Source organism: Shewanella sp. MEBiC00475 (assembly GCF_005234075.1).
Taxonomy (GTDB): domain Bacteria; phylum Pseudomonadota; class Gammaproteobacteria; order Enterobacterales; family Shewanellaceae; genus Shewanella; species Shewanella polaris.
Genome location: NZ_CP039928.1, coordinates 3245573 through 3260677, shown reverse-complemented (window position 1 = coordinate 3260677; position 15105 = coordinate 3245573). Strand labels below are relative to the sequence as shown.

Genomic DNA, 15105 nt, shown 5'->3' with positions numbered 1-15105 from the left:
TCTAACGGCAAAAGCAATAAGGGTAAATGAGAACAATCTAAATCATCAGAAATAATAGCAACAAAACCATATTACTGAATAAACTGATATATTAATTCTATAGGTTCCATATCCCATTTAATCAGGCACTTACATTATTCACTCTTTACTAAAATAACCAATAAAGTTTTTATAGCGAATATGACGACTAAATACCATAACGTTATGAATTTCTGACCATTGTTATAAATGACCAACTTTAACCAAAATCACCGTGTCTTGTTCCACATACGGATTATGCTGACTTAAATGTGGACTGCGGATCCACGTACCAGCAGGATAGCGACCAAGTTCATCAATAAATTCTCCGCTAATGACATAAATCTCTTCGCCGCCAAAATGACGGTGCGGTTGAAAATGTGTCCCTGCGGGCCACTTCACTAATGCTGTCGACTCGGTACTATGTTGATGTAGCGGCATCACCTGCAACTTACCATGACCTGACAACCATTCTGTTTCATTGGTATTAATAGCCATTTGCTGTGAATCAGTGGTCTGGAACTGATGCAGCTTAACTAATAATGTACAGCCTTGCAGGCTAAATGGCGCATGAACAAAACCTTCAGGATTTCGTAAATATGTGCCAGCTGGGTAATCACCAGTTTCATCAGAAAACACCCCATCTAACACAAGGATCTCTTCACCTAATGGATGAGGATGAGAGTTAAATTTAGCGCCTGCTTGATATTTAACAATACTAGTAGCATGGCCACGTTCTGCTTCTTCGCGAGCTAAGCGTTTACGTAATACGCCCGCAGCGGGGCTATTTTGCCATTCAAGATCTGCAGTGTTGATCACCACTCGTTGGCTAAAATCCATGTTTAACATATTGATACCTTCACAGCTATTATTGCCAATAGCTTAATATTAAATCACTTCAATGAACAGTAAATACTGAAAGATTTAATCGGTTATTTATATTAATTAATAAGCACTTACAGGTACTTTTTATTGATTTATAAGGTATATATTTTACACATAAAAAAACTGCAAATATTATTTGCAGTTGTTTCATTTGAGTAAAAGTAACTTAGTTAGCTTTCAGAGTTACTGGCGACTACGACTAACTGGCGTTGTTTTTTATACGCTTTTGCCGAAGCTGGAATGGGAGTAGTCCGACCGGTTTCTAACCATTTCTTAAGTCGATTAGCATCCGCCATATGAGTGTATTTGCCAAACGAATCTAACACCACAAATGCGACTTTACGCTTATTCATTTCCGTCAACATCACCAAACAATGTCCAGCTTTACTTGTATAACCGGTTTTAGTTAATGCAATGTTCCAACTATCTTTGAACACCAATTTATTGGTGTTGTGAAAATCGAGTGCATAACGTGGTTGTTGGAAAATAATATGTTTTTTACTCGTTGAGCTTAACTTACCTAACAACGGGTATTGCTGGCTGGCTTTAAGTAATAAAATAAGGTCATTAGCACTAGATACGTTTTCAGGTGATAAACCTGTAGGTTCGACATAATGAGTATGCGTCATTCCTAATGCGGTTGCTTTATCATTCATTGCCCGAACAAACGCTTTAAATCCACCAGGATAATGGTGAGCAAGTGAAGTAGCAGCACGATTTTCAGATGACATCAGCGTCATTAACAACATGGTTTCACGGCTCACTTTGCTGCCTAATCGTATTCTAGAATACACATTACGCATCACTGGTGAGTCTGAAACGTTAACTGATATCTTTTCATCTAACGGTAGTTTTGCATCAAGAGTTACCATGGCAGTCATGAGTTTTGTCACCGAAGCGATGGGAACTGTTTGATCCGGATTGCTGGAGTACAATACTTCATTGGTGTTCAAGTCGACTAGCATAGCGCTGATTGACGCTAGCTCTTGTAATGATTGTTTTTGAGATACGGGTTCAGCAGCTACCGAATGGCTAATAACGGCACTTGAACACAATAAGAAGGTGCAGGCAAAAAATAAACAGCGTTTCATCACTCTCTCTAAAAAAATCAGCTCAATAAGTTTAATGAGTATACGATAAAGAATTAGCCCTATAATAGGTAAATAATCACAAATAATAGGTTTTTAACCGAAATTATCGGTTTTTAAACTAAAAAGACATCAGCGATAGATTATATTTACTCGTTTGTCAGTTAATGAGTAGTTTACCCAGGTAATATTAGACTCGATGTGGTGCAAATACTGTTTTTAATGACTTCATGTTAAGCTTTACTTAGGCATGTAAAAAGAGAGTATAGATGGACATTAACTTCAATTTTTTAAATAAATTTAAACAAGCTATTACGCATTTATTTATCTCATCACCGTCACATAAAACTGAGTCCCATGATGCAGAAAAAGGCGTAATATCCCTCTATACCATCGCCAAAAACTCTCCTAATATACAGAGCCAAAGAGCACTGATGGGTACAGTGTCATGCCCATCATTCGTCACTGGTGATAACTTTGTCGGCCGTGAACAGCAACAACAACAAATGCGTGAAATTATCGAATTATGGTGCCAGCGACAAGGAGAATTAACAGCGGTTATTGTTCCTTCTGGAGCGGGGTTGTCAGCCTTTTTAGCCCAAGTAATGTCACTGCTCACGACAATGCATAATGACATATCAGCAGCATCACAAAATAAATCGCTTTCTACGCCTAAAATAGATTCATCGTCATCAACAAGTACGTTACATATAAAACCGCTGCCAGAGCAAGTTCTCTATATGAGTTTTTATCAGGCGCCGTTAAGTGCAAAAGAAGCAATCGCAAACATCTGTTATTGTTTTAACATTGCCCCACCAGACACCATTACTGATGCCATCAAATTAATCAATCAGCAAAACTCACAACTGATTATTATCGATGATGTGCATAAGCTGATGATAAGAATGATGGGGAATTCTCAAGCATTAATGACCTTTGCTACCATCATGATGGAAACCCGCAAACAACATTGTTGGTTACTCGGTTGTGAAACCTATACTTGGCAGCGATTATCGGCACAATATCAAATCGGCCATTTAGTAAGTAATCTGCTTGAATTTAATTATTTTAATGCTAAAGAGCTGGCTCAAATACAAACACAACAATTAGACAAATTAGGATTAATTAATACCGAACAGCATGTTGATGTCAACTCAGTAGAGGCTAAACCGGCGCAAGTTACCGATAAAGAACCACCATTTGAAGACCAATTAAAACAACTTTATTCCATTAGCCAAGGTCATCCAGCGCTAGCCTTATTGTTACTACAGTATTCACTCAACCACCAAGTAGACATTAATGCCGATGAAACAAAGCAAGAAAACGAGATTAAAATTTACCAAATTAATATCTCGGCTTTAAAAAATTGTAAAGACAGTGATTTGTTTTCGCTGGCAGAAATATATGTCCACGGTGGATTAAGAGTGCATCAACATGCCCATATTTTTACCATTTCAATTGAGAAAAGTATTCTGCAGCTTGAATATTTGGTCCGCCAAGGATTATTACAGGTACACTACTCTGAACAAGATTTTGTGGCACATTATTACCGTATAACGCCACTGTTAACCAATATTATTGCTATTCATTTAATTAATAATAACAAGCTTTTTCATTAATAAGGCCTGATTGATAACGTGCACAGCAAATAACATTCTGGGGCAAATATGGACGATTCAAGTAAAGCACTACAAGCATTTTTAGATATTATTTCGTTAGATCGCATTATCAGTATTTTACTACTGTGCTTGATAGCGTGGTTATTTTTGGTATTGGTGCAGTTTTGCTTAAACCAACTAAATAAAGCATTGCCTAAATACCGCTTAATTTGGAGTCGGTCATTCCCTTTTGTGCGTTTATTTGTATGGCTTTCGGTAATAATTTATTCAATTGTCGGCATTATTGATCCTCACGAAAACTTAATCCTCGCGGTTGTGGGTTCAATCAGTATTGTGGTGGGTTTAGCAACTCAAGAACCCGCTAAAAATATGATCTCCGGATTTATTATGATGATCAACCCCCCTTACCGCGTTGGCGATATGATATCCGTATCAGGCTATTATGGCGAAGTGACCAAATTAGAATGGAGCGTAACTTGGATACGCACCTTTGATGATAATACCGTGATGGTACCTAATGCCGAAGCACTTAAAACGGCAGTGTCCAACGCTAATAGCGGTGCCTTAGATGAAATGGTGGTAGTGAGTTTTACCATTCCAATTCACGCTGACCATAAACTCGCAATTGCCCTCGCCAAAGAAGCGACTCAATGTTCACCTTATGCTTTATTAAAAAAACCTATTATCGTTAATTTGGGCAATGACTACTCATTCGGACAGTACCAACAAACCATCACAGTTAAAGCCTATGTAATGGATGTAAGGTTAGAGAAAAAATTTATGAGTGACATCAACATACGAGTACTTTCAGCGTTTAAAAATGCACATTTTTATGATGCACAACAAACGGTACTTCAGTAATTTAGGTTATCATTAACCCAATGGTTAAAATGGAGAATATAGCTATGACACAAGATGAAATGAAAAAAGCAGCTGGCTGGGCTGCACTGCAATATGTCAAAAAAGACACCATCGTAGGTGTAGGCACAGGCTCTACCGTCAACTACTTCATTGATGCGCTTGCCACCATGAAGGATGATATTGAAGGTGCTGTATCGAGCTCAGAAGCATCGACTAAAAAACTTATCGAACTTGGCATTGAAGTGTTTGACTTAAACAGTGTTGATTTAATTGACATCTATGTAGATGGTGCAGACGAAATCAATGACCGCATGGACATGATTAAAGGCGGTGGCGCGGCATTAACACGCGAAAAAATTGTTGCGGCCGTTGCCAACAAGTTTATTTGTATTGTTGATAATACCAAACAAGTAGACATTTTAGGTGAGTTCCCATTACCCGTTGAAGTCATCCCAATGGCACGTTCTTACGTGGCACGTGAATTAGTCAAATTAGGCGGCGATCCGGTTTACCGCCAAGGCGTTGTAACCGATAATGGCAACGTTATTTTAGATGTCTACAATATGAAAATTCTAGACCCTAAAGTGATGGAAACTAAAATCAATGCCATCGTCGGTGTTGTCACCAATGGCTTATTTGCTAATCGTGGTGCTGATGTATTGTTAGTTGGTACCCCAGATGGCGTTAAAACAATCACCATGTAATAACCACTGGTTTTGACTTTGTGTTACTGCTTAAGTCACTCTATAGTCATAATAGAAAACGGCCTAGCTTGACTGCAAGGCCGTTTTATTATTTACACGCTCATAACAATGACTTACACACGAAATTGACTCACAGCTTCATGCAATGCTTGGGCTCTTACTCTTACATCATCAGAAGCCGCGGCATTTTCTTCCGCCGCATGCGATGATTCATCGGCAATATCTCGAATAACCACCACATTTTTACTCACTTCTGCAGCAACCATACTTTGTTCTTCAATTGCTGCTGCAATTTGAGTGCTCATATCCATAATATTGGTGACGTCATTGGTAATGGTCCGTAAAACTTCCCCGGCAATGGCGGCTTGTTCAGCGCTTTCCTGCCCTTGTTGCTGGCTTTCTTGCATGAGATCAACAATAGAATGAGTTCGCGCTTGTAAGGTTGAAATAATGCTAGAGATTTCCTGGGTGGACGTTTGTGTCCTTAAGGCGAGTGTCCGAACCTCATCGGCAACAACGGCAAAACCACGACCTTGTTCACCAGCTCTTGCTGCTTCAATCGCCGCGTTTAATGCCAATAAGTTTGTTTGATCAGCAATCCCTTTAATCACATCAAGCACGCGACCAATAGTGATACTATCTCGCTCAAGCTCGGTAACAACAGCGGCTGAATCAGCTAATTTCTCAGCTAGTAAGGTAATATTTTGAACCGTGAGTGCTACGCCCTGTTGACCAGATTGAGCATTCTCATTGGTTTGACTGGCTTTGCTGGCAGCCAATTCTGTATTCTTGGCTATTTCGTCAATGGTGCTCCCCATTTCAGTAACTGCGGTAGCCACCATATCGGTTTCATTAAGCTGGCGTAATACGCCTTCAGAAGCAGTCATCGCATTTCGAGACAGCTCTTGGCATGACTCATTCATTGCAGTAACAGACTCATTTACTTGCTGAATCAATTCTTGGAACGTCATTACCATTTGGTTGAAATGATAGGCAATTTTTGATAATTCATCATTACCAGATTCATCACAACGCATTGATAAATCTTTGCTTTTTTCGATTGATGAAATCACATCAGTAATATCTTGAACCGGCTTGATAATACTACGAATAATCAAATAGGTGAAAATACACAGTACTGCTGCTATTAACAAAAATATACTCAAGCCAATAATAAAAGCCTTATTTTTACCGAGCTCTATTTCGGCCAACGTTTGCTCGCGCAGTACAATGGTATCATCATCGGTTTGATGAATTTTATCTCGTAATTCGGCCATTTTACCGTCTTGATCCGACAAACCAAATAGCACTTCTTTATTGACTAAATTGTTAAAATTCACCCGATAATCTTTAATATCTGCGGTTAATTGCTCTTTCTGAGAAAAGGACAAATTAGACTGTTGTACTTGAGTGAGAAAACGCACAATTCCGTCATCAAAAGCGGTTACATACTTAGGGTTACGACGGAGCATAAAGTCTTTCTCACTTCGACGCAGTTGAAGCATTGCCACCAACAGAGCGTCTTCGGCATTATTACTCAGTACGGTTTCAACTTTTTTAACCGCCGAACGTAAATTACCATACAACCCGGTTTCAGGAGTCAGCCCTATTTCAACTTTTAACGCAATGACTTCATTGAAGATCGATTGATAATCATTGAGGTTATTTTGTAAATGATCTAAAGCATTTACATTCATTCCTTGGTGCTCTAGCGCAATACGCACCTTGGCCATATAGGTCAACAGATCATCCATGCTGTGTGTGAATTGGTCAACATAAATAGTGTCGGCACGATGGAGAAAATCCTTTTCTTCGGTACGTAATTCAAGCACTTTTTTTTCAATTTCAACAATACTGCTTGATGCGGTTGATAATTCCAACAGGACTGATTCAGAATAATTTTGTAACCCAAACATCGCGAGTACTGAGGATATTGAAATGATCGAACTTACAATAAGTTTAGAGCGAATAAGCATAATTGTTACCTATCAAGATTAAGGTTCGACACTATTGTTATAATTTCTGACCTGATATGGTTTTTAAAATCAATCTATCAACAACAGTATAGTTACTAGTTATCGGCAAGCATCAATAAAGCTAAATTATTTAAAGAAAAATAACGATTTAACATCACCCATATAAACCTTTACCGAATTGCGACTGTCACATAACTAAACAATCATAATGGACATGTTGTAACGTTCAGGATGCAGGTCTCAATCGGGAAATTTCAATACCATTAAACAAATTAGAAGCACTAAATGACAATCAATTAGTAGCCATTGCCGCTCCAGGATGTCTGCGAACATTCGAACAATTGTATCGACGCCATCATCAACGTGTTTATGCCATCGGCTTTCGATTAGGCGGCCAAGGCGGTAAAAAAATTGATAATCAACTGAGTGACGATAAACCGTTAAAACAAAAATACTCACCAGCCAAAAACACTACAATTTAAAACCCAGGCTGGCACAGGGCAAGTGAACATCAATACTATTAGCGGCCATATAACCCTAAAAAAATAAAGCTTACCAATAATCCTGACTAAATAACCTTATTCAATATAGATAACAAAATGTATGGTCCGCCTCGTTATTGCAAATGATATTTTCGATAACGAGGTTGGTTTGCGCTAATGTATTCGGAGTCTTCATTAGGTGCTTTACCACCCGCTCCACGATGAGTTCCGCGCTAGATTGTCCTCAAAAAGCCCAAAGCATACTTTCGGTGCTGTTTTTTGTGTCAGGTCTTCAATCTAGTGGTCTGACCGTTCTGTCATCTTCTCTATCATCTGCAAACTCGGGTTAAACTCTTATTTCAAATGCTTGCTTGGTCGATAATACCGACCACGCTATTCGTACCAACTTATTCGCTAATGCAACGACGGCTACATTAAATGGCTTCCTCGCTCTGAGCTCAAGTATCCATTCTCCAAATACGGCCACCGCTTTTTCTGGCCTTGATAACATCGCTCGAGCACCATGAATAAACAACGTTCTTAACGCCTTATTTCCACGCTTACTTATCCCGAGCAAGGTTGACTTCCCTCCCGTTGAATATTGATGAGGAACTAATCCTATCCATGCGGCCATTTGACGGCCATTTTTAAAATGCGTGACATCTGAGATATCGGCCAAACACTGAGCTGCGGTTAAATCTCCCCCCCAGGGATCGTCTTTAATAGCTGCGCTCGCACATCTTGCTCGACAAGCTGTTTAAGCTTTGTATCTTGCCCTGCTATACGCTCATTAAGCAGTAAGTAATACTCGTGGTGTTCAATTAATTCTTGCATCAACATGGTTGGAAGCGGTTCGCCGTTATCGGCAAGCCATTGGAATAACACTTTCATTTTGGCATGCCCTCTAGGAAAGCTCATGCCAAACTCGAGTAAAATTGCTCCAATGCGTGACATACACGCTGTCCGCTCTTTGATATAACTAGACCTAACTCGCTGAATAACGCTGATGACTTGTGAGGTCTCTGTTTTGACACCAACAAAACGCATCGATGGTCTTGTGCATGCTTCTGCTATTGCATCGGCATCAATATAATCATTTTTATTCGTTTTAACGTAAGGCTTAACATATTGGGGAGGAATGAGCTTAACCTCATGACCCAGTGCTTGGCATTTTCTTGCCAACCACTGGGAACCGCCACATGATTCCATTGCAATCATTGTTTTAGGTGTTTGTGACAGAAATTGAATGAGTTTTAAACGAGTTAAATGTTTACGAAATTGTTCACGACCAGTGTGATCATGCCCAACAAGATGAAAAGAAGATTTGCCTAAATCGATCCCAATTACTTTAATAATAGACATGATGGTTCGCCTCTTTGATTAGCCTACCCTAAGTATAGCTTAGGGGTGAGGCGGACCATCTAATTAAGCCCGTTGATGCTTATAAACATCAGCGGGCTTTTTATATTTAAAGGTTAAAGGTGCTTACACCGATTTGGCTTCTTCGTCGGTTAACAAACGCCATTCACCAAGGGCTAAATCACTATCAAGTTCGATACTTCCCACAGCCTCGCGATGCAAGTTAATGACGTGATTACCTACTGCAGCAAACATGCGTTTCACTTGATGGTACTTACCTTCACTGATGGTTAGCCTGACGTGAGTGGGATCAATAATGTCTAATAAGGCAGGCTTAGTAAGACCATCTTCGTTTCGTAATTCAATACCATCGGCAAATACCTGTATCAAACTGTCATCAATCGGATTGGCTAACTCCACTAAATAACGCTTACCACAATCTTTCTTCGGTGAAGTGATTTTATGCGACCACTGGCCGTCACTGGTAATTAACACTAGCCCTGTGGTGTCAGCATCTAAGCGACCAGCGATGTGCAAAGTGTTTATTTTTTCAATATCAATCAAACTCAATACTGAAGGGTATTCTTCATCAATGGTTGAGCAAATAGTGTCAACTGGCTTGTTCATCATGATGTAACGCTCGCCAATCACACTAATTAAGGTCCCCTCTAAATGCACTGACATTTGTGGCAGCACTTTAAAACCTGAGTCTTTCACCACAACGCCATCACAAGTTACATCACCACGATGCAATGCTTTTTTAGCCAATGACCGAGTCAGTTCGGTACTTTCACAGATAAATTTGTCTAAACGCACAATGATTACTCAATCTAAAAATATTGGCGCTATTATGCTGCTTACACACTTAAATAGAAATCAATCACCGATATTTTTCACCACTATGGTAATTTTTGGTTACATATCGTGACAAAAAAGCCTGTGATTATCAGCCCATACGGCTTGTTTTATAGGCGGAGAAGGCTTTAACATACAATTCACTATAAAAGTAATAGCTTTTCCCTTTGGATAAAGGGGTTATTGCTGAATTAAGCGACACAGCTCGCAATGCCCCCCATTGAAGGGCTCTATAAATAAAGCAAAGGAAACAACATGAGAAAACTGGTTATTGGAGGTCTATGTGCCTCGTTAATTGCAGGCTTAAGTGCTTGTAATGATGAAAAGGCAACCGTTGCACCTGCAGCAGATGTCGCTAAAACTGCCACAGCAACTGCAGTAGAAACAGCGCTTACTTCAGGCATCAACTTTGACAACATCGACAAGTCAGTTCGCCCTCAAGACGATTTCTACATGTATGTTAATGGCATATGGATGAAAAAAGCTGAAATCCCAAGCGACCGAACCAGCATCGGTGCTTTTTACGACTTACGCGAAAAAGCACGTGATGACGTTAAAGCCATTATTGAAGATTTAAGTGCAACGCCTAATTTGGCCGACGGCACTGACGAACAAAAAGTAGCTGATTTATACCGCTCATTTATGGACGTTGAAACCTTAAATAAATTAGGTATTACGCCAATCCAAGCTGAGCTAGATAAAATTGCTGCATTAAAAGACAAAAAAGAATTAACCGCTTTCTTTGGTGAAAACCAAGTCAATGGTGGTGGCACACCTTTAGCATTTTATGTTGATATTGACGCTAAAGATTCAAGCCGTTATGCCACACATATTTATCAGTATGGTCTTAGCCTTCCTGAAAAAGATTACTATTTTAACGAAGCAGAACGTTTTGTTAATATTCGTAAAGCCTTTGTTGAACATATCGAAAAAATGTACAACTTGGCAGGCTTGCCAAATGCTAAAGCCAGTGCAGAAGCCATTTTAGCGCTAGAAACTCAAATTGCTGAAAAGCATTGGGACGTTGTTGAAAATCGCGACAGCACTAAAACTTACAACCTATACCAAGTTAAAAATTTGCCAGAATTGGCTTCAGAGATTAACTGGGATGGTTATTTAGCTGCCCTAGGTGGCGACAAGCAAACTGATATTATTATCAACCAACCAAGCTATATCCAAGGTTTAAACGAGGTCCTTAAAAACAACGACCTTGCGACTTGGAAAAACTACATGACTTGGATGACATTGACTCACAATGCCAGCAATTTATCTGAAGCATTAGATAATGAGAACTTTGCCTTTTTCTCTAAGACTCTTAACGGTCAAGAAGAACAAGAGCCGCGTTGGAAGCGTGGTGTTAGTACTGTTAGCGGCACATTAGGCGAAGTCGTCGGTAAAGTATATGTGAAACGTCATTTTGCACCAGAAGCAAAAACACGTATGGAGCAATTAGTTAGCAACTTAAGCGGTGCTTATGGTTCAAGCATTGATTCATTAGATTGGATGAGTGCAGACACTAAAGTTGCCGCAAAGGATAAACTAGCCAAATTTAATCCAAAAATTGGTTACCCAAACAAATGGGATGATTACACCAAGCTCACCATTAAAGCAGATGATTTAGTCGGTAACAGCAACCGAGCTGCTATTTTTGAACATAATAAGAGCATTGCTAAGTTAGGCCAGCCCATTGATAGAGATGAATGGCACATGACCCCGCAAACGGTTAATGCTTACTACAACCCAACCATGAACGAAATCGTGTTCCCTGCTGCGATTTTACAGCCTCCATTCTTCAACTTAGAAGCCGATGATGCTGTAAATTACGGCGGTATTGGTGCAGTTATCGGTCACGAAATGGGTCATGGATTTGACGATCAAGGCGCTAAGTTTGACGGTACTGGTAGCATGCGTGACTGGTGGACCGAAGCTGACTTAACAGCATTTGAAGCCAAAGGTAAGGCATTAATCGCTCAGTACGATGGTTACCAAGTGTTTGACGACTTACACGTTAATGGTAGCCTAACATTAGGCGAAAACATCGGTGACTTATCCGGTGTGACCATTGCTTATAAAGCTTACAAAATGTCACTTGACGGTAAAGAAGCACCGATTATTGATGGTTTAACTGGTGACCAACGTTTCTTCATGGGCTTCACCCAAATTTGGCGTGTGAAGATGAAAGAAGAAGCAATGCGTAACCGTGTAGCAACTGATCCACATTCACCTGGTCACTTCCGTGCCTTAGGTGCCTTATCTAACATGCCTGAGTTCTATAGTACTTATGACGTGAAAGAAGGCGACAAGATGTATATTGAACCAGCTAAACGCGTAAAAATTTGGTAATAACCACGATGGATGACTGATCTGGGTCACATTTACACACAAAAAGGGCATCGAAAGATGCCCTTTTTTATAAGTAAAAAAATAACCAATTGATAATAAAAACAAATACTACATAAATCCAGATTCATATATATCATTAAACCTTATTCATTAATCTTCCTATCCAGCCAAAAGTCGGTACATTAAGTTAACAGACATTATGCTGGAGCTATTCAATGAATAAGTTGTTTCGTACCTTCTTTATATTCTTAATTTTACTGTCTACCCGTGGCGCGATAGCTCAACCTAACGAGGTTAAATATGCCAAGTTAGCTCAAGCATCCGACTTCAGCCAGCAATCAACCAATGATATTGAACAGCTAATGGCACTGAACGAACACACTTCAGCGCAAGTTAACCAAGACACCGATGACTTAGACGCTTTGATGAATAGAGCCCCCGTCGCACAACAAGAACTCATTAACCTACTTCATAGCATTAGCCAGTTAAGTAATACCGGCACGATTATTCCTGCCACTAAAAGTTACCAACGAGCAGCGCAAAAAGTTCACACAAAATTTGATGGCGATGCCAGTCAACTGACCGATATAGCGCGAGCAAGTGTGGTGGCTAATGATGTTAAAAGCTTATTATCAAGTTATCAACAACTGCGTCAGCACACCGAAATTGTGCAATTGAAAAACCGCTTTGCTCAACCCAAAATGTCAGGTTATCGTGACTTAAATGTATTAGTAAAATTACCGACAAGCCAAATGGTGGTGGAGATTCAGTTTCATTTAAACGATATTGCTGAGATAAAAAGCGGCCCAGAACATTATATTTACGAGCAAATTCAACAGATAGAAACTCAAGCTAAAGCAACCTCTAGGCAGCTAGACGATTGGGAACAAGCCAAAATAGTTAAGCTTCGTCAAGATTCTCATAAGCAATATCATAAAGCGTGGTTAAGTTACAAACGCCAAAGTTTATATGAATCACAAGCACAAGTAGCATAAGGGTTCATCACCTTATTATTCAGAGTTCTACCTTGTTTCGACTCCACATCCGTTTCACCCTTTGCGCTCATATGAGCGCTTTTTTTTTGCCAGATAAGATCCGCTACAACCACATCTGTTATACTCGCGAACATTACGATGATACTGCCGGACAATGTTATGAATGAAATTATTGAACAACTACAAGAATTAAGCGAAACAGTACCTGTCCCGCTAGAATTGCCAACATTTGAGCAACTTGTAGAAGTTGAAGAACAGATTTTAATCGGTTTACCCAAGGATCTAAAAGAGTTCTTACTGTATGGCAGCGATGTTATTTATGGCACCATTGAACCCGTAACCGCTGCAGATCCTTCCTCGCACACTTACCTACCCGAAGTGACCTGTTATGCATGGTCTATAGGGATGCCCCGTGAACAAATTGCCATTTGTCAGAAAGGCGATAGCTTTTACTGTATTGATGAGGAAGGCATAGTGCGATTTTGGAAAAATGGTCGCTTTAAGGAAGAAGGCTGGGAATCATTATGGGATTGGGCCGAAGATGTATGGCTTAACCAGTAACCCTAACTAAACAGAATGCAACGACTCAACTTGGGGTAAATAAACCAAAATTACAATATTTGGCTTATATCTTACCTCTTATGATCCCAAGCTGAGGTTAACTACAAATACGAGAATGACTATGTCGAAAAATACCGGTTTAAATGCGATTGAGATCCAATATTTACGTCTATCTTTAGGCTTAACAACTGAACAAGTTGCGAGCCTCACTAAAACCAGTAACGAAGACGTAATGTCATGGGAGTCTGGCGAACAAGAAGCGCCTATCCCAGCGCAAAAAAAGTTATTAGAAATCGATGATATTATCGAAATGCAAGTGCTCAACACCTCTGATGGTATTGAAGAGTTATTTAAAAAAGAACCTAAGCGCCGTTTAGCGTTTGTGGTATATCCGACTCAAGCACTTTACACCCAATACAATCCTGAATTTTTAAGCTCTTTGCCATTAACAGAATTGTACAATACCGCTGCATGGCGTATTAAGAAAGAATGTAAACTGGTTTTAGAAGTCGATGTAAGCCTAGTTGCATTAGATGCCGAAGCCTATAAAGCTTATCGTGCAGATAATGGCATGAGCGAAAGCCGTGAAAGCCGTGCTAAATGGGCTGCGACTCAGTTATAAATGTTTGCATATTAACAATAGTTGCAAAAAAGGAAGCCTAGCGCTTCCTTTTTTAATGATGGTTATGTTGTTGCATTGGCTAGCGCAGCTGTTTTGGCTAGCGCAGCGGCCAAAGCGGGGCGTTGTTTTAGCCGATCGCGATACGCTAGCAACTTTGGCGGCAGATGTTGCTCAAACCCCAAAGCCCACCCTAAGGTTTGAGTTAATAAAATATCGGCAACCATAGGCTCGCTACCACATAAAAAACCAGACTCTGGAATCCAAGTTTCAGCTATAGCAGTAGCTTGATCAAACTCCCATTTAGCCACAGCAAACATAGCGTCTACGCGTAATTTTTTTGGCAGTGCAAAGCGGTGCTTACCCATACTCCAAAGTGGCTGCTCAAGTTCGCTAATCACAAAACTCACCCAGCGTTCATGAATACCAGACTGCTCAGTACCTAGCTTTGGTAACCAATAGCCTTGACCGTATTTTTCGGCTAAGTAACGCATAATGGCAGCTGATTCGGTTAACACAAAATCACCATCGCTCAACACTGGTATTTTCCCGCTAGGATTAAGGGTTAAAAAGGCGTCACTTTTATTTTCACCTTTGGCAAAATCAATAAAATGAAATTGCCATTCAACACCTAATTCTTCTAAAAACCAAGATACTCGGAGCGCACGACTTTTTTGGGTTCCGTATAACGTAATCATTTAAGCTCCATATTATATAGTGAGAATAATGAGAACAAAAAA

12 protein-coding genes and 1 pseudogene are annotated in these 15105 nt (G+C 39.8%); 7 read left to right on the top strand and 6 right to left on the bottom strand.

All coding sequences use genetic code 11. The features are described from left to right. Positions 1-222: 222 nt before the first annotated feature. Both FCN25_RS14580 and pbpG read right to left on the bottom strand, forming a co-directional pair. Complete coding sequence (locus FCN25_RS14580) at positions 223-867, bottom strand: cupin domain-containing protein (RefSeq protein WP_137225991.1); 645 nt, start codon at positions 865-867, stop codon at positions 223-225. Between the two features lie 206 nt (positions 868-1073). Next, a complete protein-coding gene (gene pbpG, locus FCN25_RS14575; RefSeq protein WP_137225989.1) occupies positions 1074-1994 on the bottom strand; it encodes a D-alanyl-D-alanine endopeptidase in 921 nt (306 codons plus the stop codon). Positions 1995-2260: 266 nt separating this feature from the next. On the opposite strand from pbpG, the gene FCN25_RS14570 reads away from it, so the two are divergent. Genes FCN25_RS14570 through rpiA form a run of 3 tightly spaced genes read left to right on the top strand, consistent with a single transcriptional unit; the run spans position 2261 to position 5175 of the window. Further along, a complete protein-coding gene (locus tag FCN25_RS14570; protein WP_137225987.1) occupies positions 2261-3610 on the top strand; it encodes a hypothetical protein in 1350 nt (449 codons plus the stop codon). 48 nt (positions 3611-3658) lie between these two features. Further along, positions 3659-4471, top strand: coding sequence for a mechanosensitive ion channel family protein (locus FCN25_RS14565; protein WP_137225985.1), 813 nt, complete (start codon positions 3659-3661; stop codon positions 4469-4471). A 44-nt stretch (positions 4472-4515) separates the two neighbouring features. Beyond that, positions 4516-5175 (top strand): ribose-5-phosphate isomerase RpiA, encoded by a 660-nt coding sequence (rpiA, locus tag FCN25_RS14560; RefSeq protein WP_137225983.1) that lies wholly within the window; start codon positions 4516-4518, stop codon positions 5173-5175. 113 nt (positions 5176-5288) lie between these two features. Here the strand turns inward: rpiA and FCN25_RS14555 are convergent, their stop codons facing one another. From FCN25_RS14555 to rsuA, 3 genes and pseudogenes are all read right to left on the bottom strand, one after another. Continuing rightward, positions 5289-7151 (bottom strand): methyl-accepting chemotaxis protein, encoded by a 1863-nt coding sequence (locus tag FCN25_RS14555; RefSeq protein WP_137225981.1) that lies wholly within the window; start codon positions 7149-7151, stop codon positions 5289-5291. 828 nt (positions 7152-7979) lie between these two features. Further along, positions 7980-8995: pseudogene (locus FCN25_RS14550) on the bottom strand (IS110 family transposase). A 123-nt stretch (positions 8996-9118) separates the two neighbouring features. Then, positions 9119-9808: a 16S rRNA pseudouridine(516) synthase RsuA gene (rsuA, locus tag FCN25_RS14545; RefSeq protein ID WP_137225979.1), complete on the bottom strand. Its 690-nt coding sequence runs from the start codon at positions 9806-9808 to the stop codon at positions 9119-9121. 294 nt (positions 9809-10102) lie between these two features. Between rsuA and FCN25_RS14540 the strand changes: the two genes are divergently transcribed. From FCN25_RS14540 to FCN25_RS14525, 4 genes are all read left to right on the top strand, one after another. Beyond that, complete coding sequence (locus FCN25_RS14540; RefSeq protein WP_137225977.1) at positions 10103-12190, top strand: M13 family metallopeptidase; 2088 nt, start codon at positions 10103-10105, stop codon at positions 12188-12190. A 215-nt stretch (positions 12191-12405) separates the two neighbouring features. Continuing rightward, positions 12406-13185: a GTP pyrophosphokinase gene (locus FCN25_RS14535; protein WP_137225975.1), complete on the top strand. Its 780-nt coding sequence runs from the start codon at positions 12406-12408 to the stop codon at positions 13183-13185. Positions 13186-13344: 159 nt separating this feature from the next. After that, positions 13345-13746, top strand: coding sequence for an SMI1/KNR4 family protein (locus tag FCN25_RS14530; protein WP_137225973.1), 402 nt, complete (start codon positions 13345-13347; stop codon positions 13744-13746). A gap of 121 nt (positions 13747-13867) precedes the next feature. Beyond that, positions 13868-14368, top strand: coding sequence for a DUF4447 family protein (locus FCN25_RS14525; RefSeq protein ID WP_137225971.1), 501 nt, complete (start codon positions 13868-13870; stop codon positions 14366-14368). Between the two features lie 62 nt (positions 14369-14430). Here the strand turns inward: FCN25_RS14525 and FCN25_RS14520 are convergent, their stop codons facing one another. After that, positions 14431-15063: a glutathione S-transferase family protein gene (locus FCN25_RS14520; RefSeq protein ID WP_137225968.1), complete on the bottom strand. Its 633-nt coding sequence runs from the start codon at positions 15061-15063 to the stop codon at positions 14431-14433. Between the last annotated feature and the right edge of the window lie 42 nt (positions 15064-15105).

Bases quoted from the DNA above. Each gene is read 5' to 3' on its own strand.
- FCN25_RS14540 (WP_137225977.1), top strand. From the start codon at position 10,103: ATGAGAAAACTGGTTATTGGAGGTCTATGTGCCTCGTTAATTGCAGGC.
- FCN25_RS14580 (WP_137225991.1), bottom strand. From the start codon at position 867: ATGTTAAACATGGATTTTAGCCAACGAGTGGTGATCAACACTGCAGAT.
- rpiA (WP_137225983.1), top strand. From the start codon at position 4,516: ATGACACAAGATGAAATGAAAAAAGCAGCTGGCTGGGCTGCACTGCAA.
- FCN25_RS14570 (WP_137225987.1), top strand. From the start codon at position 2,261: ATGGACATTAACTTCAATTTTTTAAATAAATTTAAACAAGCTATTACG.
- FCN25_RS14565 (WP_137225985.1), top strand. From the start codon at position 3,659: ATGGACGATTCAAGTAAAGCACTACAAGCATTTTTAGATATTATTTCG.
- FCN25_RS14555 (WP_137225981.1), bottom strand. From the start codon at position 7,151: ATGCTTATTCGCTCTAAACTTATTGTAAGTTCGATCATTTCAATATCC.
- FCN25_RS14535 (WP_137225975.1), top strand. From the start codon at position 12,406: ATGAATAAGTTGTTTCGTACCTTCTTTATATTCTTAATTTTACTGTCT.
- FCN25_RS14520 (WP_137225968.1), bottom strand. From the start codon at position 15,063: ATGATTACGTTATACGGAACCCAAAAAAGTCGTGCGCTCCGAGTATCT.
- pbpG (WP_137225989.1), bottom strand. From the start codon at position 1,994: ATGAAACGCTGTTTATTTTTTGCCTGCACCTTCTTATTGTGTTCAAGT.
- FCN25_RS14525 (WP_137225971.1), top strand. From the start codon at position 13,868: ATGTCGAAAAATACCGGTTTAAATGCGATTGAGATCCAATATTTACGT.
- FCN25_RS14530 (WP_137225973.1), top strand. From the start codon at position 13,345: ATGAATGAAATTATTGAACAACTACAAGAATTAAGCGAAACAGTACCT.